The 24,670-nt window shown below is 55.8% G+C and carries 24 protein-coding genes; 3 read left to right on the forward strand and 21 right to left on the reverse strand.

Features of this window, described 5'->3' with window-relative positions:
* Nucleotides 1-10: 10 nt before the first annotated feature.
* The 12 genes from holB to yceD form a co-directional block, all read right to left on the reverse strand.
* Nucleotides 11-1,015: a DNA polymerase III subunit delta' gene (gene holB, locus ACOTZP_RS12985; protein WP_271075102.1), complete on the reverse strand. Its 1,005-nt coding sequence runs from the start codon at nucleotides 1,013-1,015 to the stop codon at nucleotides 11-13.
* Nucleotides 1,012-1,653 (reverse strand): dTMP kinase, encoded by a 642-nt coding sequence (gene tmk / locus ACOTZP_RS12990; protein WP_063163635.1) that lies wholly within the window; start codon nucleotides 1,651-1,653, stop codon nucleotides 1,012-1,014. Before tmk ends, holB begins: the two co-directional genes overlap by 4 nt.
* Nucleotides 1,643-2,665, reverse strand: a complete 1,023-nt coding sequence (gene yceG, locus ACOTZP_RS12995; protein ID WP_017384722.1) for a cell division protein YceG — start codon at nucleotides 2,663-2,665, stop codon at nucleotides 1,643-1,645. The genes tmk and yceG overlap by 11 nt, the downstream gene beginning before the upstream one ends.
* 2 nt (nucleotides 2,666-2,667) lie before the next feature.
* Complete coding sequence (gene pabC, locus ACOTZP_RS13000; protein WP_023299796.1) at nucleotides 2,668-3,477, reverse strand: aminodeoxychorismate lyase; 810 nt, start codon at nucleotides 3,475-3,477, stop codon at nucleotides 2,668-2,670.
* A gap of 120 nt (nucleotides 3,478-3,597) precedes the next feature.
* Nucleotides 3,598-4,839 carry a beta-ketoacyl-ACP synthase II gene (gene fabF, locus ACOTZP_RS13005; RefSeq protein WP_022647740.1) on the reverse strand — a complete coding sequence of 414 codons (1,242 nt, stop codon included), beginning with the start codon at nucleotides 4,837-4,839 and terminating at the stop codon, nucleotides 3,598-3,600.
* A 91-nt stretch (nucleotides 4,840-4,930) separates the two neighbouring features.
* Nucleotides 4,931-5,167: an acyl carrier protein gene (acpP, locus tag ACOTZP_RS13010; RefSeq protein WP_003857954.1), complete on the reverse strand. Its 237-nt coding sequence runs from the start codon at nucleotides 5,165-5,167 to the stop codon at nucleotides 4,931-4,933.
* A 154-nt stretch (nucleotides 5,168-5,321) separates the two neighbouring features.
* Nucleotides 5,322-6,056 (reverse strand): 3-oxoacyl-ACP reductase FabG, encoded by a 735-nt coding sequence (gene fabG, locus ACOTZP_RS13015; protein ID WP_022647739.1) that lies wholly within the window; start codon nucleotides 6,054-6,056, stop codon nucleotides 5,322-5,324.
* Between the two features lie 12 nt (nucleotides 6,057-6,068).
* Nucleotides 6,069-6,998, reverse strand: a complete 930-nt coding sequence (gene fabD / locus ACOTZP_RS13020) for an ACP S-malonyltransferase (RefSeq protein ID WP_199008421.1) — start codon at nucleotides 6,996-6,998, stop codon at nucleotides 6,069-6,071.
* A 15-nt stretch (nucleotides 6,999-7,013) separates the two neighbouring features.
* Nucleotides 7,014-7,967 (reverse strand): beta-ketoacyl-ACP synthase III, encoded by a 954-nt coding sequence (locus ACOTZP_RS13025; protein ID WP_003857960.1) that lies wholly within the window; start codon nucleotides 7,965-7,967, stop codon nucleotides 7,014-7,016.
* A gap of 6 nt (nucleotides 7,968-7,973) precedes the next feature.
* The gene (plsX, locus tag ACOTZP_RS13030; RefSeq protein ID WP_152811225.1) at nucleotides 7,974-9,008 is read right to left on the reverse strand and encodes a phosphate acyltransferase PlsX; all 1,035 of its coding nucleotides are present in this window, start codon (nucleotides 9,006-9,008) and stop codon (nucleotides 7,974-7,976) included.
* A gap of 81 nt (nucleotides 9,009-9,089) precedes the next feature.
* Nucleotides 9,090-9,263 carry a 50S ribosomal protein L32 gene (gene rpmF / locus ACOTZP_RS13035; protein ID WP_003857964.1) on the reverse strand — a complete coding sequence of 58 codons (174 nt, stop codon included), beginning with the start codon at nucleotides 9,261-9,263 and terminating at the stop codon, nucleotides 9,090-9,092.
* A gap of 16 nt (nucleotides 9,264-9,279) precedes the next feature.
* Nucleotides 9,280-9,801, reverse strand: a complete 522-nt coding sequence (gene yceD, locus ACOTZP_RS13040) for a 23S rRNA accumulation protein YceD (protein ID WP_003857966.1) — start codon at nucleotides 9,799-9,801, stop codon at nucleotides 9,280-9,282.
* Nucleotides 9,802-9,941: 140 nt separating this feature from the next.
* On the opposite strand from yceD, the gene ACOTZP_RS13045 reads away from it, so the two are divergent.
* The gene (locus ACOTZP_RS13045; RefSeq protein ID WP_032624478.1) at nucleotides 9,942-10,526 is read left to right on the forward strand and encodes a Maf family protein; all 585 of its coding nucleotides are present in this window, start codon (nucleotides 9,942-9,944) and stop codon (nucleotides 10,524-10,526) included.
* 79 nt (nucleotides 10,527-10,605) lie between these two features.
* Here ACOTZP_RS13045 and rluC read toward each other — a convergent pair whose 3' ends face one another.
* Nucleotides 10,606-11,553, reverse strand: a complete 948-nt coding sequence (gene rluC / locus ACOTZP_RS13050; protein WP_041907418.1) for a 23S rRNA pseudouridine(955/2504/2580) synthase RluC — start codon at nucleotides 11,551-11,553, stop codon at nucleotides 10,606-10,608.
* Between the two features lie 570 nt (nucleotides 11,554-12,123).
* Here rluC and rne point away from each other — a divergent pair.
* A complete protein-coding gene (gene rne / locus ACOTZP_RS13055; protein ID WP_332976393.1) occupies nucleotides 12,124-15,231 on the forward strand; it encodes a ribonuclease E in 3,108 nt (1,035 codons plus the stop codon).
* Nucleotides 15,232-15,271: 40 nt separating this feature from the next.
* Here the strand turns inward: rne and ACOTZP_RS13060 are convergent, their stop codons facing one another.
* Complete coding sequence (locus ACOTZP_RS13060; protein ID WP_271075100.1) at nucleotides 15,272-16,210, reverse strand: LysR family transcriptional regulator; 939 nt, start codon at nucleotides 16,208-16,210, stop codon at nucleotides 15,272-15,274.
* 109 nt (nucleotides 16,211-16,319) lie between these two features.
* On the opposite strand from ACOTZP_RS13060, the gene ACOTZP_RS13065 reads away from it, so the two are divergent.
* Nucleotides 16,320-17,531 (forward strand): MFS transporter, encoded by a 1,212-nt coding sequence (locus tag ACOTZP_RS13065; protein ID WP_271075099.1) that lies wholly within the window; start codon nucleotides 16,320-16,322, stop codon nucleotides 17,529-17,531.
* 75 nt (nucleotides 17,532-17,606) lie between these two features.
* On the opposite strand, the gene flgL is transcribed toward ACOTZP_RS13065, so the two are convergent.
* The 7 genes from flgL to ACOTZP_RS13100 all read right to left on the reverse strand — a co-directional run bounded on the left by flgL (nucleotide 17,607) and on the right by ACOTZP_RS13100 (nucleotide 24,662).
* Nucleotides 17,607-18,560 (reverse strand): flagellar hook-associated protein FlgL, encoded by a 954-nt coding sequence (gene flgL, locus ACOTZP_RS13070; protein ID WP_023299791.1) that lies wholly within the window; start codon nucleotides 18,558-18,560, stop codon nucleotides 17,607-17,609.
* Between the two features lie 16 nt (nucleotides 18,561-18,576).
* The gene (flgK, locus tag ACOTZP_RS13075; protein ID WP_023305863.1) at nucleotides 18,577-20,217 is read right to left on the reverse strand and encodes a flagellar hook-associated protein FlgK; all 1,641 of its coding nucleotides are present in this window, start codon (nucleotides 20,215-20,217) and stop codon (nucleotides 18,577-18,579) included.
* Nucleotides 20,218-20,292: 75 nt separating this feature from the next.
* Nucleotides 20,293-21,246 carry a flagellar assembly peptidoglycan hydrolase FlgJ gene (gene flgJ, locus ACOTZP_RS13080; RefSeq protein ID WP_063147631.1) on the reverse strand — a complete coding sequence of 318 codons (954 nt, stop codon included), beginning with the start codon at nucleotides 21,244-21,246 and terminating at the stop codon, nucleotides 20,293-20,295.
* Nucleotides 21,247-22,344 (reverse strand): flagellar basal body P-ring protein FlgI, encoded by a 1,098-nt coding sequence (locus ACOTZP_RS13085; RefSeq protein ID WP_022647728.1) that lies wholly within the window; start codon nucleotides 22,342-22,344, stop codon nucleotides 21,247-21,249.
* 12 nt (nucleotides 22,345-22,356) lie between these two features.
* Complete coding sequence (gene flgH, locus ACOTZP_RS13090) at nucleotides 22,357-23,055, reverse strand: flagellar basal body L-ring protein FlgH (RefSeq protein ID WP_023299788.1); 699 nt, start codon at nucleotides 23,053-23,055, stop codon at nucleotides 22,357-22,359.
* A gap of 57 nt (nucleotides 23,056-23,112) precedes the next feature.
* Nucleotides 23,113-23,895 (reverse strand): flagellar basal-body rod protein FlgG, encoded by a 783-nt coding sequence (gene flgG / locus ACOTZP_RS13095; RefSeq protein ID WP_000625853.1) that lies wholly within the window; start codon nucleotides 23,893-23,895, stop codon nucleotides 23,113-23,115.
* An 11-nt stretch (nucleotides 23,896-23,906) separates the two neighbouring features.
* A complete protein-coding gene (locus ACOTZP_RS13100; RefSeq protein WP_022647727.1) occupies nucleotides 23,907-24,662 on the reverse strand; it encodes a flagellar basal body rod protein FlgF in 756 nt (251 codons plus the stop codon).
* Between the last annotated feature and the right edge of the window lie 8 nt (nucleotides 24,663-24,670).

Consider the following 24,670-nt stretch of genomic DNA (forward strand, 5'->3'; position numbering starts at 1 on the left):
AATGTCTCTCTCAGAGGTGGGAAACCGGCGGTATGACGCCCGGTTGCAGGTAGTGTTCAATACGCAGTAACTGGTCGGTCAGTAAAAGCTCGCGATTGAGACCGGTTACCGTCAAAAGTTGTTCACGACTCTGGCAGATATCATGAAGGATAGCGTGCAGCGACTGCCCTGACAGGCGATTCGCCAGCGTGGTGACCAGCGCCCACTCGTCAGGGTTAGTCAGAAGCGTAGCCCCCTGCTGAATTTTGAGCGCATCCAGCAGCAGCGCGGCCAGCCAGTGCAGCCGTTCCGGAGCCTGATCGCTGTTCAGCGCTGGCAGCACGCTCAGCCAGTCATGGATGTCGAGGGCTGATTCAACCGCACGACACAGCGTTTCACGCTGGGACCACACCTCGGGCTGTAATAAGGCCAGCGCAGCCGCAGGCGCACCGCTGCACAGGCGCAACGCTGAGAGCGCCGCGTCTTGTGACACCGTCACTTCCCGCTCAAGCCAGGCGAGTGCCCAGGATTCCTGAGGGACAGCAAGGTGGTGAAGACGGCAGCGACTGCGCAGCGTCGCCAGCAAGCGTTCCGGCTCGCGGCAGGAGAGGAAAAACCAGGTGTTTTCTGGCGGCTCTTCCAGGGTTTTTAACAGCGCGTTGGCTGCGGCTTCCGTGAGCAGCGCGGCATCTTTCAGCCACACCACTTTCGCCCCCCCCAGACGCGCATATTCGTACAGTTTCTCACTGACCTCACGCACCGCGTCGATACCGAGCGTATTTTTGCCCTTCTCAGGTTCGAGGGTGTAATAGTCAGGATGCGTGCCCGCCTGCATGAGCTGGCAACCCCGACACTTACCACAGCTTTTATGTCCTTCCGGCTGTTGGCACATCAGAAAGCGGGTTATGGCGTAAATCAACGCATCATCACCCATTCCCGGCAGCGCCTGGATCAGTAACGCATGATGCCCCCGACCAACCTGATAGCTGCCGATCAGCTGTTCAAAGTGTGGGCGCAACCATGGATACCATTTCATGCCTGCTGCTCCTGTAGCCACTGCGTAACGGTCTGCTGAATATCACATGTAACGTCTTCAAGGGATTGCGTCGCATCGATGGTACGAATGGTCTTGTCCTGCCCGGCCAGTTCCAGATAACGCGCACGGGTGCGGTTAAAGAAATCAAAAGACTCCTGTTCAATGCGGTCCAGTTCGCCGCGGGCACGGGCGCGCTTCAGGCCCACCTCAGGGGTCACGTCCAGATACAGCGTCAGGTCAGGACGGAAATCGCCCAGAACCGCGTCGCGAAGCGTAGCCAGCATGGCCTGATTGATACCCCGTCCACCGCCCTGATACGCCTGGGTTGAGAGATCGTGGCGATCGCCAATCACCCATTTGCCTTCTGCCAAAGCGGGTTTGATCACCGTCTCCACCAGCTGAACGCGCGCCGCATAGAACATCAGCACTTCCGCTTTGTCGGTAATAACTTCATCGCCAACGGATTTGATATCCAGAACCAGGCTGCGCAGTTTTTCCGCCAGCTGCGTACCGCCCGGCTCGCGGGTGAAGACCATGTCGGCGACGCCAAGAGATTTCAGCGTATCCACCACCACGTTACGGGCGGTGGTTTTGCCCGCCCCTTCGAGTCCCTCAATGACAATGTATTTACTGCGCATTTTTTTCCTTAAGTGCCTTCAGATAGTCCTGAACGGAGCGATTGTGACTGGCCAGGTTGGTATTGAACGTATGCCCCCCTTTTCCGTCAGCCACAAAATAGAGATACGGCGTTTTGGCCGGGTGCGCGGCGGCCTTCAACGATGCTTCACTCGGCGTCGCAATCGGTCCAGGCGGCAGGCCGCTAATCACGTAGGTATTATACGCCGTTGGCGTTTCCAGATCTTTTCTGGAAATCCTGCCGTTGTAGTTTTCGCCCATGCCGTAGATGACGGTAGGATCGGTTTGCAAACGCATGCCGATGCGCAGACGGTTAATAAACACCGAGGCAACCTGGTCACGTTCGGCAGCAACGGCCGTCTCTTTCTCGATGATCGAGGCCATCGTCATGAACTGGTTTTGATCTTTATAAGGCAGCCCCTCTGCTCGCCCTTTCCACGCAGCGTCTACCGCCGCGACCATTTTGTTGTGCGCGCGCTTCAGAATTGCCACATCCGTCGTGCCTGCCGTATACATCCACGTATCGGGCCAGAACCAGCCTTCCACCCACTCGGGATGTTCGAATTTTAAGGCGTCTGCCACGGTCTGGTAGCGGTCATCTTTCAGCGTATGCTTGATGTACGGCGCGTCACGCAGTTGCCTGAGATAATCGCTCAGACGCATACCTTCCACAAAACGCAATGGGAACTGGGCTTCTTTACCACTCTCCAGCAGTTGCAGCATCTCGCGCACGGTCATGCCAGGGGTGAAACGATAGGTACCGGCCTTGAAATGGGACAGGTCCGGCTCAATACGCAGCAGCCACTGGAATACGCGTGGGCGATTGATAATTTTGTCGTCATACAGCTGCTGACCAAGCGCCTGCCGCCCGGTCCCCGCTTTCAGGGTAAATATCGTCTCGTCTTTAATCAGGATCTGACTTTCAGCCAGCTGACGGACTTTCCACACTCCCGCTCCGCCAGCGATTCCGAACGCAACGATAAGAAGGAGGACAAAGCGTAACATTTTCTTCATGACTACCTGGTTTGCTCACATAACGGGGCCAGAAACTGGAACAGCTCGCGGGATGACCAGCACTTGCGGTCATAAGCGCGAACGGGGACAACGGGCATCAGCGCATTGCAGATAACAACTTCTTCGGCAGCCAGCAGCGCCTCTTCCTTAGCGTTAACTTCGACAACGCGAAAGCCTGCGCGTGCCAGCTGTTGCAAACAAAACTGCCGCATAATGCCGTTGACTCCGGCCTGCTCCAGCGAAGGCGTGAATACGTCACTGCCCTTCCGCCAGAGTAAATTAGCCGCACAGCATTCCGTAATGTACCCTTCGCTGTCAAGAACCAGCGCCTCCCCGGCCTCCGTCTGCTCAAGATGAGTACGAATAAGCACCTGTTCAAGACGGTTAAGATGTTTTATGCCAGCGAGCATCGGGTTTCGCCCCAGACGTACCGGGCTAAGCGCCAGGACTACGCCCTCTTCACGCCAGTGCGCGTAATGGGAAGGATAATCTGAAACGGAAAGGATCCGCGCAGGATGCTGGCAGGCAGAACCGCTATAGCCCCGACCACCGCTGCCGCGGCTGATAATGACTTTCAGGACGCCGCTTGCTTTCTCTGACGCCAGCCGACGCATTTCACTTTCAAGAATGTCCCACTGCGAAAAGGGGATCAGTAATGCTTCGCAGGCTTTTTGTAAACGAAGGATATGGGCCCCGAGCAGGCACACGCCACCGTCGAGAATACGCGCGGTCGTGAAACAGCCATCGCCAAACTGGGTCGCCCTGTCGCTTGCCGGCAGCATTTCTTGCTCAAGGCCATTAATTAAAAACATAGTGGCTCCTTATGCATGGAGGCTCAGTCTGGCAGGATGTGGTTAGCCGGACAAGGGGATATCACCTAATAAAAAAGGCCCGGCAAGCGGACCTTTATTATCGTCAGCGACTAACCAGACTCAGACCTTTTTGAAGATCAGAGAACCGTTAGTCCCACCGAAGCCGAAGGAGTTACACAGGGTGTACTCCATACCGCTAACCTGGCGCGCTTCGTGGGGAACGAAGTCCAGATCGCAACCTTCATCTGGATTATCCAGGTTGATGGTTGGCGGTACAGCCTGATCGCGCAGCGCGAGAATAGAGTAGATTGATTCTACTGCACCCGCCGCACCCAGGAGGTGACCGGTCATGGATTTCGTGGAGCTCACCAGTACACGGCTGGCAGATTCGCCGAAGATAGACTTAACCGCCTGCGCTTCTGCTTTATCGCCCGCAGGGGTAGATGTCCCGTGCGCGTTAACGTAGCCAATCTGTGCCGGCGTAATGCCCGCATCACGGATGGCGTTTTCCATCGCCAGCGCAGCACCTGCGCCGTTCTCTGGAGGAGACGTCATGTGGTAAGCATCGCTGCTCATGCCAAAGCCAACAACTTCAGCATAAATTTTCGCGCCACGTTTTTTCGCGTGTTCGTACTCTTCCAGTACGATCATGCCTGCACCGTCACCCAGCACGAAACCATCACGGTCTTTATCCCACGGACGGCTCGCCGCCTGAGGATTATCGTTTCGGGTAGAGAGCGCACGCGCTGCACCGAAGCCACCGACGCCCAGCGGGGTACTGGCTTTTTCAGCACCGCCCGCAACCATAGCATCTGCATCGCCGTACGCGATGATACGCGCGGCCTGGCCGATGTTATGCACGCCAGACGTACAGGCTGTCGCGATTGAGATGCTTGGGCCACGCAGGCCGAACATAATGGTCAGGTGACCTGCCACCATGTTTACAATCGTAGACGGAACGAAGAACGGGCTGATTTTACGCGGGCCGCCATTCACCAGAGATGTATGGTTTTCCTCGATCAGGCCAAGACCGCCAATCCCGGAGCCGATAGCAGCGCCGATACGGGTAGCGTTCTCTTCCGTAATCTCAAGGCCAGAATCCTGCATGGCCTGAACGCCAGCGACAATTCCATATTGAATGAAGGCATCCATCTTGCGCTGTTCTTTGCGCGAGATGATCTCTTCACAGTTAAAATCCTTTACTAAGCCAGCAAATTTCGTTGCATAGGCGCTAGTATCGAAATGGTCGATTAGGCTGATGCCGCTCTGACCGGCAAGGAGAGCTTTCCAGGTGGACTCTACGGTATTGCCGACAGGAGACAACATGCCAAGTCCGGTCACAACTACACGACGCTTAGACACGTTTGTCCTCCAGGGAGGGATAAAAAAAGAGATTCGTGGGACTACAAAAGATAAAACTCAGGCGGTCGAATGACCGCCTGGAGATGTTCACTTACGCCTGGTGACCGTTGATGTAATCAATGGCAGCCTGAACGGTGGTGATTTTCTCAGCTTCTTCGTCCGGAATCTCAGTATCAAACTCTTCTTCCAGAGCCATTACCAGCTCAACGGTGTCAAGAGAATCTGCGCCCAGGTCTTCAACAAAGGAAGCGGAGTTCACAACTTCTTCCTGCTTAACGCCCAGCTGTTCGCCGATAATTTTCTTAACGCGTTCTTCGATAGTGCTCATACTCTTAAATTTCCTATCAAAACTCGCTTTCGCGATGGTTTTCGTAGTGTATAAAATGTTGAAAAATTTGCAACTAAATCCCGGCAGGTCTTACCACGATTTTACGTTATTTTGAGGCCATTTGCCCAAATAACGCAAATATTTTCGATCGTGATTAAACCATGTACATCCCGCCGTTGACGTGGAGGGTTTCACCAGTGATGTAACCCGCTTCGTCAGAGGCTAAAAATGCAACCGCGCTGGCGATTTCTTTAGGGTCGCCAAGACGACCCGCTGGAACTGCCGCCAGCGTACCCGCACGCTGATCATCGGTCAGCGCACGCGTCATGTCCGTTTCAATAAAGCCCGGAGCAACAACGTTTACAGTAATTCCGCGGGACGCGACTTCGCGCGCCAGCGACTTACTGAAACCGATCAGACCTGCTTTCGCCGCAGCGTAGTTAGCCTGACCAGCATTTCCCATGGTACCAACCACAGAACCTACAGTGATAATACGTCCATGACGCTTTTTCATCATAGCGCGCATTACCGCTTTTGACAGACGGAATACCGATGACAGGTTGGTTTCGATAATATCGTTCCACTCATCATCTTTCATTCGCATCAACAGGTTGTCGCGAGTGATCCCGGCATTATTGACCAGAATATCCACTTCGCCAAACTCTGCGCGAATATTTTCCAGAACAGATTCGATAGATGCTGGTTCAGTCACATTCAGTACCAGACCTTTGCCGTTCGCACCCAGATACTCGCTGATGGCCTGTGCGCCATTCTCGCTGGTCGCAGTCCCGATCACCGTCGCGCCGCGCGCAACCAGTGTTTCAGCAATAGCACGCCCGATACCGCGGCTTGCGCCGGTCACCAGGGCAATTTTTCCTTCAAAACTCATGGTATTCCTCTTTTATTGCGAGAGTGCCGCTTTCATTGCTTCCGTCTCGTTAATCGCCGAGGCAGTCAGGGTGTCTACAATACGTTTTGTCAGACCGGTAAGTACCTTACCTGGACCGACTTCATACAGATGTTCAACGCCCTGAGACGCCATAAATTCAACGGTTTTGGTCCACTGAACTGGGCTGTAGAGCTGGCGAACCAGCGCGTTACGGATAGCCTCCGGCGCGGTTTCGCACTTCACATCGACGTTATTCACAACGGAAATCGTCGGTGCGTTAAAGGTCATTTTTTCCAGCTCAACCGCCAGCTTATCGGCAGCGGGCTTCATCAGCGCACAGTGAGACGGCACGCTCACCGGCAGCGGCAGTGCACGTTTTGCACCCGCAGCTTTACAGGCAGCGCCTGCACGCTCAACCGCTTCTTTATGACCCGCGATAACTACCTGGCCTGGCGAGTTAAAGTTTACCGGAGAAACGACCTGACCTTCAGCAGATTCTTCACAGGCTTTAGCAATAGAAGCATCATCCAGACCGATGATGGCAGACATGCCGCCCGTGCCTTCTGGCACCGCTTCCTGCATAAACTTACCACGCAATTCAACCAGACGGACCGCGTCAGCGAAGGCAATCACCCCTGCGCAGACCAGCGCAGAGTATTCACCCAGGCTATGACCCGCCATCAGCGCCGGCGTTTTGCCGCCCTGCTGCTGCCATACGCGCCACAATGCGACGGAGGCTGCCAGCAGTGCCGGTTGAGTCTGCCAGGTTTTGTTCAGCTCTTCAGCTGGGCCCTGCTGGGTCAGCGCCCACAGATCATAACCCAGCGCGTCAGAAGCTTCACGGAAAGTCTCTTCAATAACCGGATAGTTTGCTGCCATTTCAGACAACATCCCAACAGTTTGTGAGCCCTGTCCCGGGAACACAAAAGCAAATTGCGTCATTTTTTAATCCTTATCCTAGAAACGAACCAGCGCGGAACCCCAGGTGAACCCGCCACCAAAGGCTTCAAGCAAGACCAGTTGGCCCCGTTTAATTCGTCCATCGCGTACCGCTTCGTCAAATGCGCACGGTACCGATGCCGCAGAGGTGTTGCCGTGGCGATCAAGCGTCACCACAACGTTATCCATAGACATGCCCAACTTCTTCGCCGTCGCGCTGATAATACGCAGGTTAGCCTGATGCGGTACCAGCCAGTCGAGTGCGGCGCGATCCAGATTGTTCGCTTCCAGCGTCTCATCAACAATGTGAGCGAGTTCGGTCACGGCCACCTTGAACACTTCATTACCCGCCATTGTCAGGTAAATCGAACTGTCCGGATTAACGCGATCGGCGTTAGGCAGCGTTAACAGCTCGCCGTAGCGACCGTCAGCGTGCAGGTGCGTGGAGATGATGCCTGGTTCTTCGGACTGCCCCAGCAGCACCGCGCCCGCGCCATCGCCAAAAATAATGATTGTGCCGCGATCGGTTGGATCGCAGGTACGCGCCAGCACATCAGCACCGATCACCAACGCATATTTTACGGCACCCGATTTAACATACTGATCGGCGATGCTCAGCGCATAGGTGAAACCCGCGCACGCCGCTGCAACATCAAATGCCGGGCAGCCTTTGATGCCGAGCATGTTCTGCACCTGGCACGCTGCGCTTGGGAAGGCATGCGTGGCAGATGTTGTCGCCACCACAATAAGCCCGATCTGTTCTTTATCAATGCCAGCCATCTCAAGCGCTCGCTGAGCGGCTTCGTAGCCCATGGTGGACACAGTTTCGTCTGGCGCGGCGATACGACGTTCACGGATACCTGTGCGCGTGACAATCCACTCGTCAGACGTATCTACCATTTTTTCAAGATCGGCGTTGGTACGCACTTGTTTTGGCAGGTAGCTGCCGGTACCTAAAATCTTCGTATACATGTACGCTCAGTCACTTTTAGCTAATACAGATCCCAGGCGAGCGGCAATCCTCTGAGGGACTTGTCGCTGCACCGCCTGCACTGCCTGTTCAATCGCGACGGTAAATGCTCGCTGATTGGCGGCGCCATGACTCTTAATCACGATGCCGCGCAATCCTAACAGACAGGCGCCATTATACTGGTCGGGGTTGAGGTGACTGAATCGCCGCGTCAGGCTTTTTTGTAACCAACGCTTTAATAAAATCAGCCACCAGGACCTTTTTTTACCTTCTCCCTGCGATTTCAGCAGAGAAAGGAACATTCGTACGACCCCTTCCATGGTCTTCAACGTCACGTTTCCGGTGAAGCCATCACACACTAATACATCCGTTTTGCCCGTCAGCAACTCATTGGCTTCGAGATAACCAATATAGTTGATGGAGGGAACCTGTTTGAGTATTTCCGCAGCGTCGCGGATACTGTCCAGGCCTTTGGTCTCTTCTTCACCAATATTCAATAACGCAACGCGGGGATTGGTAATCCCGACCACGTCTTCTGCCAGCACCGACCCCATCACGGCAAACTGAGCCAGCATTGTACTATCACAATCTACGTTAGCGCCCAGATCGAGCACCACCGTTTTGCCCTTCTGCTGATGCGGTAACACCGTCACCAGCGCCGGACGCTCAATGCCCTCAATCGGCTTGAGCAATAATTTCGACAGCCCCATCAGCGCGCCAGTATTTCCCGCGCTGACGCAAGCCTGCGCTCGCCCTTCTTTCACCAGCTCCAGCGCCATGCGCATAGAGCTGCCGCGGCTATTACGAATAGCCTGCGATGGCCGGGCATCACTGGCAATAACTGACTGCGCAGGAATAATCTGCAGACGCGAACGTTGTTCAAAGTCAGCTTTTGCAAGTAATGGCGTGATTGTGTCGGGATTACCGACTAAAAGAAGTGTGAGTTGCGAATTAGAATTCAGTGCCTGCAATGCTGCAGGCACTGTCACGGTAGGGCCAAAATCTCCCCCCATGACATCTAACGCCAGGGTTAGACGTGTCAAGGTATCGTCGCAGCCTGGTTCGGTAAACTCCCCGTTTTCACGGGGAAGTTCCTCACTAAGCCTAATCACGCTGACGCGTGATTACTTAGTGATAACCTTGCGGCCGCGGTAGAAACCGTCAGCGGTGATGTGGTGACGCAGGTGTTTCTCACCAGAAGTCTTGTCTACAGACAGGCTGGTAACTGCGGTCAGCGCGTCATGGGAACGACGCATGCCACGTTTGGAACGGGTTGGTTTATTCTGTTGTACGGCCATGGACCTTACTCCTCAATTACTTACGCTTTAAGCTGGCTAATACGGCAAATGGATTTGGTTTTTGCGCTTCATCAGGCAGTTCCCCAAAGACCATGTCCGCCTCGGACACTTCACAGTGTTCAGAATCATGCACCGGAACGACTGGCAGGGAGAGGATGACTTCATCTTCAACCAGCGCCAGAAGATCGATTTCACCGAATTCGTTAACCTCAATCGGTTCATACGCTTCCGGGAGTGCTTCAGCCTGTTCGTCAGAACGAACCGGACTGAAACAATACGTTGTGTGAACATGCTGTACAAACGGTTTCCCGCAGCGCTGACATTCGAGCGTTACCGTCACCTTTGCATCACCGGTTAAAACGGCGAGGCGCTGGTTGTCGATAGCGAACGACATGGAGCACTCTACATCACTGTCCACACTGACTACAGATTCGGCAATACGCTCAGCCTGATCGGAAGAATAGATTCCTTCGTAATCGAGGCGTTTTTGAGCCGTACGAACCGGATCAAGAGTCAGGGGTAATTTTACCTTTTGCATAGGGCGCGCATATTAACTTTGTAACGTCATAGAGTCAAAGAAAAAGGCAACCAGAGCTGCCTTTTGCCAATTATTCGCACACATTGCGGCCTGTAGTTTAAAATGGCTGGCATCGATACGCTATATCTGGTGATAAAAATATGCCAAATCTCGTCCTTGCTTCCACTTCACCTTATCGCCGAATGCTGCTGGAAAAGCTCGGGATCCCGTTTGAATGCGCCGCGCCGGAGGTGGATGAAACGCCACAGCCGGGCGAGTCACCGCGTCATCTGGTGACCCGTCTCGCGAAAGAGAAAGCACAGTCGCTGGCCGTACGTTACCCCGCTCATCTGATTATAGGCTCCGATCAGGTTTGTGTGCTGGGCGGCGAAATCACCGGTAAACCGCATACGGAAGAAAACGCCTGCCAGCAGCTTTTGCGTGCGCGAGGCAGTATCGTGACCTTTTATACCGGCCTGGCGCTTTATAATTCCGCCTCCGGTCATCTGCAAACCGAGTGCGAGCCATTTGATGTGCACTTCCGTCATCTCAGCGAGGAGGAGATTATGGATTACGTGCGTCGGGAACGTCCTCTGAACTGCGCAGGGAGTTTCAAAAGTGAAGGACTGGGAATTGCACTGTTCGACAAGCTGGACGGGCGGGATCCCAACACGCTGGTGGGGTTGCCGCTGATTGCGCTGTGCCAGATGTTAAGGCGAGAAGAGTGTAATCCGCTGACGATGTGATTTTTGCCCAGCGGCGCTTCGCTTGCATGGGCCTACGGATTTCGTAGGCCGGGTAAGCGCAGCGCCACCCGGCACATAATCAGCCGCGCAGAACTTTCAGGCAGCGTTTCAACTGATCATCCAGCGGCGCTTCAATACGGATAACTTCACCGGTATTAGGATGGGTAAACTTCAGCGCTGCCGCATGCAGGAACAGACGCGACAGCCCCGTACCCGCCAACTGCTTATCAAACTCGCGATCGCCATAGCGATCGTCGAACGCAATCGGATGGCCTGCAAACTGGGTATGGACGCGAATCTGGTGAGTACGCCCCGTCACCGGACTACAGCGCACCAGCGTGGCGAATTCGTAGCGCTCTTCTACTTTAAATCGCGTCTCAGACGGTTTCCCTTCCTGATTAACACGAACAATGCGCTCACCGCTTTGCAGAATATTTTTCAGCAGCGGCGCCTGCACCACTTTCACGTGGGACTGCCACTGGCCGCGCACCAGCGCCAGATAATCTTTCTGCATCCCTTTTTCGCGCAGCTGTTCATGCAGGGAACGCAGTGCAGAACGTTTTTTCGCCACCAGCAGCACGCCTGAGGTATCACGGTCAAGACGGTGAACAAGTTCGAGGAAACGCGCTTCCGGGCGCAGCGCACGTAAACCTTCGATCACGCCGAAGCTCAGACCGCTCCCCCCGTGTACCGCCGTTCCGGACGGTTTATTCAGCACCAGAATGTGGTCGTCCTCATAAAGGATAACGTCGCTCAGGGCCGCGACTTTTTGCAGCTTCGGAGAAACGACCTCTTCTTCACGCTCTGCAACACGTACCGGTGGAATGCGGACTTCATCGCCCGCCTCGAGCTTGTACTCGGGCTTCACACGTTTTTTGTTGACCCGCACCTCACCCTTACGCAAGATGCGATAAATCATACTTTTTGGCACACCCTTCAATTGGGTGCGCAAAAAATTATCGATACGTTGCCCCGCCTCGTCGTCGGCGATGGCAACCATTTTTACGGCTGGAGTCTCTGTTTTCATGGTTGGCGATTCTAAATAGCGTCTGACATTAGCGCCACTCATTTTTCTATGCTTATATTTACTTTTATCCGGACCACTCCCCTTTCGCGCAATCGATTTGGTGGTTATTAAACCAATCACCCCGTTGAAGTGAAGAAACTGTGAGTAACCGGGTGATAATTGGTAAAAGTCATCTTGCTATAACCCGGCGAGCAGTGGAATAATGAATCCGTTTTCCGCGTTAAATCCGGGTTTTGTAAGGATGTCGACGGAATGACCAATTTTGTCTGACCGATCATCCACGCAGCAATGGCGTAAGACGTATTGATCTTTCAGGCAGTTAGCGGGCTGCGGGTTGCAGTACTTCCCGGTATAAGGATTGTTCTCTGGAGAGTTTTCCCAGGCAATTCCCCTGATAATTGCGCTGTGTTTCCCTATGAAATACAGGCAACCGACACTCTGCGCCTCTTAAGCGAGCGACAACCGTGAGGTTGGCGACGTGAATAGACACGAGGCCATCGGTTCATACCCCGGAAAGCGTCACCTTGCCCGCAGCTTTGTCGTCAATGTAAGAATAACGAGTAAGTTACGATGAAAAGAATGTTAATCAACGCAACTCAGCAAGAAGAGTTGCGTGTCGCCCTTGTGGATGGGCAGCGCCTGTACGATCTGGATATCGAAAGTCCTGGACACGAACAGAAAAAAGCGAACATTTACAAAGGCAAAATCACCCGCATTGAACCAAGCCTTGAAGCTGCATTTGTCGATTACGGTGCTGAGCGTCACGGTTTCCTTCCTCTCAAAGAAATCGCCCGCGAATATTTTCCTGCAAACTACAACTCCCATGGCCGTCCGAACATCAAAGATGTTCTGCGTGAAGGTCAGGAAGTTATCGTCCAGATCGATAAAGAAGAGCGTGGCAACAAAGGCGCCGCGCTGACCACCTTTATCAGTCTGGCAGGAAGCTATCTGGTATTGATGCCAAACAACCCGCGTGCGGGTGGCATCTCTCGCCGTATCGAAGGCGATGACCGTACCGAGCTGAAAGAAGCACTGGCAAGTCTTGAACTGCCAGACGGCATGGGCCTTATCGTGCGCACCGCAGGCGTTGGCAAATCTGCCGAAGCGTTGCAGTGGGACCTGAGCTTCCGCCTGAAACACTGGGAAGCCATCAAGAAAGCGGCAGAAAGCCGTGCTGCGCCGTTCCTGATCCACCAGGAAAGCAACGTCATCGTGCGTGCCTTCCGTGATTATCTGCGTCAGGACATCGGTGAAATTCTGATTGATAACCCGAAAGTGCTTGAGCTGGCTCGCCAGCACATCGCCGCACTGGGTCGCCCGGATTTCACCAGCAAAATTAAACTGTACACCGGTGAAATCCCGCTGTTCAGCCATTATCAGATTGAATCCCAGATCGAGTCTGCCTTCCAGCGTGAAGTGCGTCTGCCGTCCGGCGGTTCTATCGTTATCGATACCACCGAAGCGTTGACCGCCATCGACATCAACTCCGCGCGTGCAACCCGCGGCGGCGACATCGAAGAGACCGCCTTCAACACCAACCTTGAAGCCGCTGATGAAATCGCCCGCCAGCTCCGCCTGCGCGACCTGGGTGGTCTGATCGTTATCGACTTCATCGACATGACCCCGGTTCGCCACCAGCGTGCGGTTGAAAACCGTCTGCGTGAAGCGGTGCGCCAGGATCGCGCGCGTATCCAGATCAGCCATATTTCTCGCTTTGGCCTGCTGGAGATGTCCCGTCAGCGCCTCAGCCCGTCTCTGGGTGAGTCCAGCCATCACGTCTGCCCGCGCTGTTCCGGTACAGGTACCGTTCGTGACAATGAATCTCTCTCCCTCTCTATTCTGCGTCTGATTGAAGAAGAAGCGCTGAAAGAGAACACCAAAGAGGTTCACGCTATTGTTCCAGTGCCGATTGCCTCCTACCTGCTGAACGAAAAACGTGCAGCGGTGAGCGCAATCGAAGCGCGTCAGGGCGGCGTTCGCTGCATCATCGTGCCAAACGACGAGATGCAAACCCCGCACTATCACGTGCTGCGCGTGCGCAAAGGCGAAGAGACAAGCACCCTCAGCTACCTGCTGCCGAAGCTGCATGAAGAAGAAATGGCGCTGCCGTCTGATGAAGAGCCTGCCGAGCGTAAACTGCCTGAGCAGCCAGCTTTAGCGACCTTCATCATGCCGGAAGCACCGCCAGAAGCGACGCTGGAAAAACCAGCGGAAAAACCTGCTGTGCAGAAAGTGGCTCCTGCCGCGCCAAAAGCGCAGCCTGAGCAGCCTGGTCTCCTGAGCCGCATCATCGGTGCGCTGAAAAAAATGTTTGCCGCCGAAGAAGTTCAGCCTGAGGAGCCGAAAGAAGCGCCAAAAGAAGCGAAACCAGAGCGTCAGCAGGACCGTCGTAAGCGTCAGAACAACCGTCGCGACCGCAACGACCGTGGCGATCGTAATGAGCGCCGTGATAATCGTTCCGATAACAACGAAGGTCGTGAACAGCGCGAGGACAACCGTCGCAACCGTCGCGAGAAGCAACAGCAGAACGTTGAAGATCGTGAGATTCGCCAGCAGGCGGGCGATGAGTCCGAGAAGAGCAAACAGCGTGACGAGCAGCAGCCTCGCCGCGAGCGTAACCGTCGTCGTAACGATGACAAACGCCAGGCTCAGCAGGAAGTCAAAAACCTGAATCGCGAAGCGCCTGTAGAACAGCAGGACACTGAGCAGGAAGAGCGTACTCAGGTTATGCCGCGTCGTAAGCAGCGCCAGCTGACCCAGAAAGTACGTGTGGGTGTTGTTCAGGCCGAAGAAAACGACGTTATCGCGGTTGAAGCGGTTGAAAGCACAACGGGTACTCAGGTTGCGAAAGTTGACCTGCCAGCCGTAGTGGAAAATCAGGTTGAGCAGGACGAAAGCAGCGAAAACCGTGATAACGCAGGTATGCCGCGTCGCTCCCGCCGTTCTCCACGCCATCTGCGCGTGAGCGGTCAGCGTCGCCGTCGTTATCGTGACGAGCGTTACCCGACCCAGTCTCCAATGCCAATGACCGTGGCGTGCGCGTCACCTGAGATGGCATCCGGTAAAGTCTGGATCCGTTATCCGGTTGCACGTCCGGAGCAGGCTGTTGAAGAACAGGCTGTGACCGAAGAGGTGATTGCACCAGTCGTCGCAGTGGAAGACGTCGTGACTGAAGCGGCAACCGTGGTCGAACCGCAGGTTGTTGAAACAGCGCCGCCGCAGGCTGTGGAAGTGGAAACGACCCATCCTGAAGTGATTGCTGCACCGGTTGATGCCGCACCGCAGATCATTGCCGAAGAAGATACCGTGGTGGCTGAAGAAGTCGCGGAAGACGCTAAGCCTGTATCCGCAGCAGAAGAGCCCGCAGACGTTGCCGTCGAAACGGTGACGGAAGAGGTTGTTCAGGACGTCGAGATTCAGGTTGAACCTGTTGTCGAAGAGGTCAAAGCGCCTGAAGTGAAATCTGAGCCGGTTGAGATCGTTGAAGCTGTAGCGCCTGCTTACATTGCTACCGCGCCAATGACTCGTGCCCCGGCACCTGAGTACGTGCCTGAAGCACCACGCCATAGTGACTGGGTTCGTCCGGAATTCAACTTCGAAGGTAAAGGTGCTGCCGGTGGTCACAGTGCGACGCACATGGCTACTGCCCCAGCTACTCGTCCTCAGCCTGTTGAATAACGCACGCTAAGACTGAAAGCCGACCTTCGGGTCGGCTTTTTTATGGCTGTTGCAGGGGCTTTCTCATCCCGGTGACCTCCGGCATTATCTGCCGCATCAGCTCCAGAAAACGCCGCAAGCGCGCCGGATAATAGCGTGACCAGGGATAAACCAGATGTACCGGTAGCGCTGCTGGCTGCCACTCTGGCAGTAAATGCACCAGTCGCCCTTCCCGAATATCATCCTGTACCGTCCAGCTGGATACCACCGCCACGCCTAGCCCGGTGAGTGCCGTATTGCGCGCTACATACAAGCTGTCGGTACTCAGGCGTGGCGTAATGGTAACTCTCACCGGGGTGGGTGTTGCCTCGTGGAAGAGCTCCACATGGCGTTGATAAAAAGAGCTGATGGCAATCCAGGGGAGATGTTGCAGATCGTCCGGCGTGTTAACCGCGGGAAAACGGGCCAGGAGTGCCGGTGACGCTACCACCGAGCGCGGCACTTCAGCCAGTAGCACAGACACGGTTGCCGGATCGACTTCCACGCCCACCCGAATAGCACAGTCAAGATTGTCGCCGAGGAAATCAACCGAGCGATCGTTAAGCATCCATTCGATTGAGAGTAGCGGATAGCGCTGCAAAAATTCGGTTAACGGTTTTAGTAGCTGATCCTGGCCAAACGCGTGAGGGGCGCGCACCCTCAGCACCCCGACCGGTTCATCTTCCGTCTGCCCCACCTCGTCTTCCAGCGCCAGCCAGCTGTCAATTACCCGTCGGGCATGCTGATAGCAACGTTCACCGTCATCGGTAAGCCGTGTGGTATGGGTTGTGCGCAGCATCAGGCGCACGCCCAGCATGGTTTCAAGCGACTGCAACCGTCGGCTCACCGTGGCCTGGGTTGTTGCCAGCTGACGTGCCGCCGCAGAAAGGGACCCCGCCTCCACAATGCGAACAAAGGTTCGCATCAGTTCTACACGATCTATACGCTCAGTCCGTTTCATATCATTTGCACCTATACGCTACACGTATAAGCGTTTTACCACCGCGCCCGCTACCGTCGCAAGGCGTACTGATAAAAAATAGCCGCACACGACGAATGAGGAACATCTTATGAACACAACTGCCACCCGGGCCATAAGCCGCTGGGTAATCTTAATGCTGGCGCTCGGTGCGGGCTTCAGCGTGGCATCCATCTATTATGCCCAGCCTCTGCTGCCGCTGATGGGCTCAGACCTGCACCTGAGCATCGAAGGCATGGGCATGGTCCCGACACTCACCCAGGCGGGTTATGCCTTAGGTATCCTGTTTCTGCTCCCGCTCGGCGATCGTTATGACCGCAGAACGTTGATCCTGATAAAAAGTGCAGCTCTGGCGCTGTTCCTGCTGGGTTGTAGCCTGACCGGACAACTGCATTCCCTGCTGCTCACCAGCCTGCTGATTGGCATGGCCGCCACCATGGCGCAGGATATTGTCCCGGCCGCAGCGATCCTCGCGCCGGAAGGCAAACAGGGAAAAACGGTCGGCACGGTGATGACCGGCCTGCTGCTGGGGATTTTGCTCTCCAGAACCGTGAGCGGCGTGGTGGGTGAAGCCTTTGGCTGGCGAGTGATGTATCAGCTGGCCGCCGCAAGCATTGCCTTTATCGGCGTGGTGATGTGGGCCGTACTTCCCCGCTTCGCCGTTCATTCCACGCTGAGCTACCCGGCGCTGCTGCGCTCCATGGAACACCTCTGGCGTCGCTACCCGGCGCTGCGTCGGGCTGCGCTGGCTCAGGGTTTTCTGTCGATTGCCTTTAGTGCATTCTGGTCGACGCTGGCGGTCATGCTGCTGGAACGGTATCACCTTGGCAGCGCCGTGGCGGGTGGTTTTGGTATTGCCGGAGCCGCAGGCGCGCTGGCCGCACCGCTGGCAGGCGGTCTGGCCGATAAGCTGGGCGCCGGTAAAGTGACCCAACTGGGTGCCGCGCTGGTGACCCTCTCGTTTGCCCTGATGTTCCTGATGCCAGCCCTGGGTGTACACGGCCAGTTGCTCCTGATTGCCCTCTCCGCGGTCGGTTTCGATCTCGGTTTGCAGTCCAGCCTCGTGGCGCACCAGAACCTGGTCTACAGCCTTGAGCCGCAGGCCCGTGGGCGCCTTAACGCCCTGCTGTTTACCGTCATTTTCATCGGAATGGCGCTGGGTTCGGCATTAGGCAGCAATATCTATACGCTGGCAGGCTGGACGGGCGTGGTAGCACTGGCAACCCTGTGTGGTGCCATTGCGCTGGCTATCAGAGTGATTGAAAGCGCCCGGGTGGTGTCCGCTCAGGCAGAAAGTGTGTAAAAAAAATGCCCAACCCGGACGGGTTGGGCAGTCAAAACATGCCCAGTTTCAAGACATGTCAAACAGGTCAGAGTCTTATCTGTTCATCTGGAACAAAGACATACCCTGCATATCGCTAAAGGCTTTATACGAGGCCTGCAAAGCCGCCTGCTGCATGGTGTAGGAAGAAATCACCGAGTTCCAGTCCACGTCAACCAGGTCGCTCATCTGCTGAGTCTGGCCCAGCGCGCGGTCTTCACCCAGAGAATCCAGCTTGCCCAGCTCGTCCAGCTTGATGCCGAGGTCGGCGCGCACGGTCAACACGTTGTTGAGGGAGTTGCTCAGGCCACGGTTGGCTTTATCAATAGCCGCCGTAAATGCTTCAGCCTTCGTTTCGTCATCGCCAATCGGCTTATTCAGCGCTTCAATTGCGGAGTCGAGGATCTTGAACAAATTCGTTTCCGGCGCACTACCATCTGGCTCTGGCTTCGCATTGCTGGTGAAGCTATCGAAAACTTCAGTGCCCGTATGGCTGATTTGCATCGTGCGCGCAGAGTCAACCTGCTGGCTGATTGGCGTTCCGCCGCCCTTATAATCACCCGTAGCCTGGTCGAAAGCCGCCGCTTCGGTCTTGTAACCGGAAAAAATATAGCGACCGTTACCGTCCGTGCTGTTAGCCAGGTTCATGAGCTGATCGCGAATACCTTGCAGGTTCGTTGCCAGCGAAGCGCGGTCATCGTCACTTAACGTACCGTTGCCCGCATTGACAATCTTTTCCTGAGCAGCCTGGATAGCGGTTGTCACTTGCGATAACACGTTTTCTTCCAGCGAGACTTTCGTCGTAGCGAAGGAGCGCGCCAGCGCATACTGGCTATTTTGCGTTTGGGCCTGAGAGAGCACAACGGCCTGCGAAGCGGCAATCGGATCGTCAGACGGACGGTTGATACGCTTCCCCGTAGACATCTGCTCGCCGTAGCTGAGCCAGAGGCTTTGGGAGTTCGTCACGCCGCGCATGCTTTGCTCATACATCATTTGAGTACTAATACGCATTTTTTATGCCTCAGCCTTAGCGGATATTGATCAATGCATCAAACAGCGTGCTCGCCGTTTGCAGCACCTGCGCATTCGCCAGATAGTACTGCTGATAGCGTTGCAGGTTGCCATACTCTTCATCCAGGTTAACCCCGGAGATTGACTGCTGTTGTTTGGTCAGCTGCGTAACAACGTTAACTTTGGTTTCGCTGCTGGTTTTCAGCGACGCCGTGGTGCTGCCCACCGTACTGACCAGCGCGGCATAAGCATCGTTAAAGGTTTTGTTCCCCCCCACCAGCTTGGCGCTCTGCAAATCCAGCAGCTTTTGGCCATTGGTATTGTCGCTTTCGCCGCTTCCTTGCGCGGAGGCCATCGCCAGTTTGGACTCGTCGCTGATCGCAACGTCCATATTCACGATAACGTCATTCACCGGCTTCACGATAAAGCTGTCTTTATTATTGGCCGAGCCGCTAATGTTGACGTTGAGGCCATCAAACGACAGATTACCGCTGGTATCCGGCATAGCCGTGAAGCTGGTGTTGTCTGACAGACGGGTGATGGTCCAGTCAGTACCGTTATACTCAACTTTGTAGTTTGTCGCCTGGACCTTGGTACTGTCCGTCATCGTTGCCGTCACGGACGCGCTTCCGGTGTTCTTACCGTTACTCAGCACTGCCGGGGAGCCAAAATCAAACAGCTTGCCGCCTTTATCCCCGTTGGCATCAAAGCCCGCCTGGTGCTGGGTATTCATGGCATCCGCAAACGCCAGCGCCATCTGGTTAAGCGTATTTCGCGCCTGATCCAGATCCTGAGAACGGAACGTTAACAGCCCCCCAAGCGACCCCGTGGTGATCTGTTTTTCCGAGATCTCCACGTTGCCCGCTGCGGCATCCACATACGCAATCGTTGTACGTGCAGGGTCCGCGCTGGATTTCACCGCAGCCAGCTGGCTGGCGTTGCTGCCCTGTACCAGGGTGTAGCCGTTGGCGATAGAGATGTTGTAGGTGCCGCTGTCCTGTACGGTCACGTCCACACCGACTATTTTGTTCAGTTCGCTCACCAGCTGATCGCGCTGATCGAGCAGTTCGTTCGGGGATGCGCCCGCCCCTACGCCAGTCAGCCGGGAAATCTGATCGTTAAGGTTGGCAATCTGCTTCGCATAGTTATTGATCTGATCGACGCTGGTAGAAATCGCCGTATTGACCTGCGCATCCTGATCGCGGAGATATTGATCGTTAGTTTTGAACTGGTTTACCAGACCATCTGCCTTCCCGAGTACCGTCTGGCGTGCAGCCGGATCTTCTGCGTTACTCACCAGCGTTTGCAGGCTTTTAAAGAAATCCTGGAGGTTGGCAGAAAGCGAGTTCGTGGTATCCGACAGCACGTCGTCAATTTTCGACATCTGCTGGTAGCGCGTGGTCAGGCCGCTGCTCTGGTTCTGCGCCGCGCGCAGCTGGTTGGTAATAAACGCATCATATTCACGCTGAACGCCGGAGACATAGACCCCGTTACCCACCCAGCCGCCGCCGGTCAGGGTGCTGTTTGATGCGCCCAGAATGGTAGTCTGGCGGGTATAACCTGCCACGTTGTAGCTTGAAATATTATTACTGACGGTATTGAGTGCCGACTGCGCAGCACTGAGGCCACTCATGGCGCTGTTAATCAAACTGGACATGGGGGTTCCTTTTATACGTTCAGACACGAGTCCTGATGAAGGTTATCGGCAACCTCCACCGGGACTTGAGAACTTTCAGAACAGATTTTCGAGATCTGTGCTATACGCTTTGCTGACCTTCTCAGACATGGATTTCAGCTGCTGGATCATGCTGGTCAGCTTGCGTGCATAGTTTGGATCGGTCGCGTAGCCGGCATTCTGCAATGCCTGAGCGCCCTGCTCTGGCGTGGTGGCCTGGGTCACGGCGGTGTAACGCGGATTCCGGCTCAGCAGCCCGACATAATCCGACAACGCTTCCAGATACGAGCTGTAGACGCGGAATTTGGCTTTCACCTTCACTGCCGCACCGTTCTCATATTCGGTGGTGGTAATTTCCGTGGTCGGCCCCTTCCAGCTGGAAGTGGCCTTCACGCCAAAGATGTTGAAGCTCGGCTCGCCGTTCTCCCTGCGGATCTGACGTTGCCCCCAGCCCGACTCCAGCGCCGCCTGCGCCAGAATCAGATGGTGTGGCACGCCGCTTTCTTCACTGGCAAGACGCGCCGGCAGGGAGAGCTGCGCCAGGAAGTCTTTGCTGTCGCCGGAGAGCGGCTCGTCACGCGTTTCTGCTGGCTTCGGCATCGCCTTACGCACCATCTGGGTCAGCGCCTGATTTTGATAACTGGTCACCTTTTCCAGATCAAACTTCAGCGGCACCTGCGGCGGGGCCTCTTCAGGCGGGAGCCCCTGAGCGGCTGCGGTCTGCTTCACAATCATGTCCGCCAGGCCGAGCCCCTTTCCGGCGGTCATTTGCTGGGCAATCTGCTGATCGTACATGCTGGTGTAAAGCCGCGTGGAATCGCTGCTGAACATGCCATCTTTCGGCAGGGTTTCACGCATGCTTTTCAACATCATTTGTACGAACATGCCTTCCACCTGACGGGCCACCGGGCGGATATTCGCCGCCGGATCCTTGCCCGCTTTGGTTTTCAGCTCGTTGAGCGACTGGGCATCCCAGGCGGCACTGGTCAACAGTTTGCTATCGGTCAGCATTTAGATGATTTCCAGTTTGGCGCGCAGGCAGCCTGCACTTTGCATGGATTGCAGAATGGACATCAGATCCATTGGCGTTGCACCCAGTGCGTTCAGGGCACGCACCACGCTGTTCAGGTTGGCGCTGGAGCGCACGCTCTGCAACGATCCGCCGCTCTGTCGTAAATCAATCTGCGTTTGCGGGGTCACTACCGTCTGACCGCCACCAAACGGGGTATCCGGCTGGCTGACGTTGGCCGAGCGGTTAACCGTGACGGAGAGATTGCCCTGAGCCACGGCGCAGCTGTCCAGCGTCACTTCGCGGTTCATCACCACCGATCCGGTACGGGAGTTGATAATGACTTTTGCATCCTGCACCGACACGTTCACTTCCATATTCTGGATATCGGCCAGCATCCGCACCTGGTTGCTGCTACCGGTTGACGTGCGGATCTGCACGGTGCGGGCATCCAGCGCGGTGGCGCTGCCGTAACCCCGGCTGCGGTTGATGGTGTCAGCAATCTGCTGCGCCATCGTGAAGTCTTCGTTATTCAGTTGCAGGTTAATGGTGTTGCCGGTGCCGAACTGGGTCGGCAGCTCACGTTCGATGATCGCGCCGTTGGTAATACGTCCCCCGTTCAGCTGGTTCACCTGCACGCTGCTGCCGCCCGCCGACGCACCTGCCCCGCCAACCAGAATGTTGCCCTGCGCCAGAGCATACACCTGGCTGTCGACGCCTTTCAGCGGCGTCATCAACAACGTACCGCCGCGCAGGCTTTTGGCGTTACCCATCGACGAGACAACCACGTCGATGGTTTGCCCCTGACGCGCAAAGGCCGGATAAGACGCGGTCACCATCACCGCCGCCACGTTTTTCAGCTGCATGTTGGTCCCCGCCGGTACGGTAATACCGAGCTGAGAGAGCATGTTGTTCAGGCTCTGGGTGGTGAACGGCGTCTGGGTCGTCTGGTCACCCGTCCCATCCAGCCCCACCACCAGGCCGTAGCCAATCAGGGAGTTTTCGCGCACGCCCTGCACGCTGGTGAGATCGCGAATGCGATCGGCCTGCGCAACGGTAGCGACCAGCGACAGCGCCACGGCGAAGAGAAATTTATACATAGGTCACCTCGCTTACATCGGCGATAAGTTAAGGAAGAAGCGTTGCAGCCAGCCCATATTTTGCGCTTCGTTGATGTAGCCGTTGCCGACGTACTCAATGCGCGCATCCGCCACCTGTGTGGACGGTACGGTGTTGGTGCCGCTGATAGTGCGAGGGTTAACCACACCGGAGAAGCGAATGAATTCCGTACCCTGGTTAATGGCGATCTGTTTTTCGCCCACCACGTGCAGGTTGCCGTTCACCAGAACCTGGTCAACCGTTACCGTCAGCGTTCCGCTGAAGGTATTGCTGGCGTTCGCGCCACCTTTACCGTTAAAGGTGTTGCCGCCGGAGGCTTCCACATCCGCACGGGCGTTGCCGAACAGCCCTTGCAGATAGCGCGGTACGGTGTCGAAGCCAAAATTGGTTTTGCCGTCGCGGCTGGCGTTCGCCGACGAGCTCTTGCTCGCGCTGACGTTTTCCTGCAACACAATGGTCAGCGTATCGCCGACGTTACGCGGACGACGGTCTTCAAACAGCGGCTGATAACCGTAGTTAATCGGCTGCGCGGTCTGGAAAATAGAGCCGTTCACCACCGGCGAGGGGCCGGGAACGGGTTGGGCGGTAGTCGCACCCTGTACCAATGGTTTAGACGGGATCCAGGCACACCCGCTGAGGGTGACAGCCAGAACAGTCAGGATCGGATAACGAAACGCCGCGTTTTTTTGCATTGCCTTCATCTTCGAAAACAGGGAGCCGGTGCGACGTTTACCGCACCGGGCTACACCTTAGAGTTGCGTCAGTTTTTGCAGCATCTGGTCGGTCGTCGACACTGCTTTACTGTTAATTTCATAGGCGCGCTGGACCTGGATCATATTCACCAGCTCTTCCGCCACGTTAACGTTCGAGGTTTCCACATACCCCTGGTACAGCAGCCCCGCACCGTTCAGGCCGGGGGTACTTTCATTTGGCGTGCCGGAAGACTGCGTTTCGGTGTAGAGGTTCTCACCGATGCTTTCCAGTCCGGTATCGTTCATGAAGGTCGTCAGGTTGAGCTGACCAACCTGGACCGGCGCGGCCTGACCTTGCTGAGTGACACTGACGATACCGTCACGGCCAATGGTGATGCTCAGCGCGTTCGCCGGGATGGTGATCGCAGGCTGAACCTGGAAGCCGCCCGCCGTCACCAGCTGACCATTCTGATCCACCTGGAACGAGCCATCGCGGGTATAGGCGGAGGTCCCGTCAGGCAGTTGCACCTGGAAGAAACCCTGACCTTTGATGGCAACGTCTTTGCTGTTGTTGGTCTGGGACAGGTTGCCCTGGCTGTGCAGACGCTCGGTGGCGACAGGGCGTACGCCGGTACCAATTTGCAGACCGGACGGCAGCGTGGTTTGCTCAGAAGACTGCGCCCCTGGCTGACGAATCGTTTGATAAAGCAAATCTTCGAAAACCGCACGCTGGCGCTTGAAACCATTGGTGCTGACGTTTGCCAGGTTGTTGGCAATTACATCCATATTGGTTTGCTGTGCGTCCAGACCGGTTTTCGCGATCCATAAAGAACTGATCATAGGGAGTCCTGTTAACTCATAGCCAGAAGTTGGTTAGCCTTGCCTGCGTTTTCATCGACGCTGCTGATGATTTTCATCTGCATTTCGAAGCGGCGGGCGCTGGCGATCATGTCGGTCATGGCTTCGACCGGTTTGACGTTACTGCCTTCCAGCACGCCGGACATCACGCGGATGGTCGGGTCGGCCTGTAACGTGGCGCCACGCGTGGCCTGCGCCGCCTGGGTCAGACGGAACATCCCGTCATCACCACGCTGCACTTCGTTGCCTTCCGCTTTCACCAGCTTCAGACGACCGACAGGCGCAACGGTGTTCGCCGGGTCGCCCGGATTCAATGCCGAGATCGTCCCGTCTGCCGCAATGGTCAACTCTGACCCTTCCGGCACCGTCAGCGGACCGGCTTCGCCCATCACCGGATGCCCCTGAATCGTCAACTGTCCGGTGGCGCTCACCTGAATGTTACCGTTGCGGGTATACCCTTCTGCGCCGTCAGCCGTTTGCACCGCCAGCCAGCCGTCCTGCTGAAGGGCAACGTCCAGCGGACGCGCGGTGTAATCCATCTGGCCTGGCGTCATGTCGGCGCCCGGCGTGGAGGCGGTGACCAGCGTACGCGTGGGCAATGACAGCCCTTCTACCGGCACCGCACGCAGTGCGTTGAGCTGTGCACGAAAACCAGGCGTGGAGGCGTTCGCCAGGTTGCTGGCGGTAACAGCCTGCTGATTGAGCGTCTGGCTTGCAGCCCCCATCGCTGTATATATTGCGTGATCCATTGCGCTTT

The organism is Enterobacter cloacae complex sp. SYL001 (assembly GCF_049237025.1).
In the GTDB taxonomy this organism is placed as follows: Bacteria; Pseudomonadota; Gammaproteobacteria; order Enterobacterales; family Enterobacteriaceae; genus Enterobacter; species Enterobacter intestinihominis.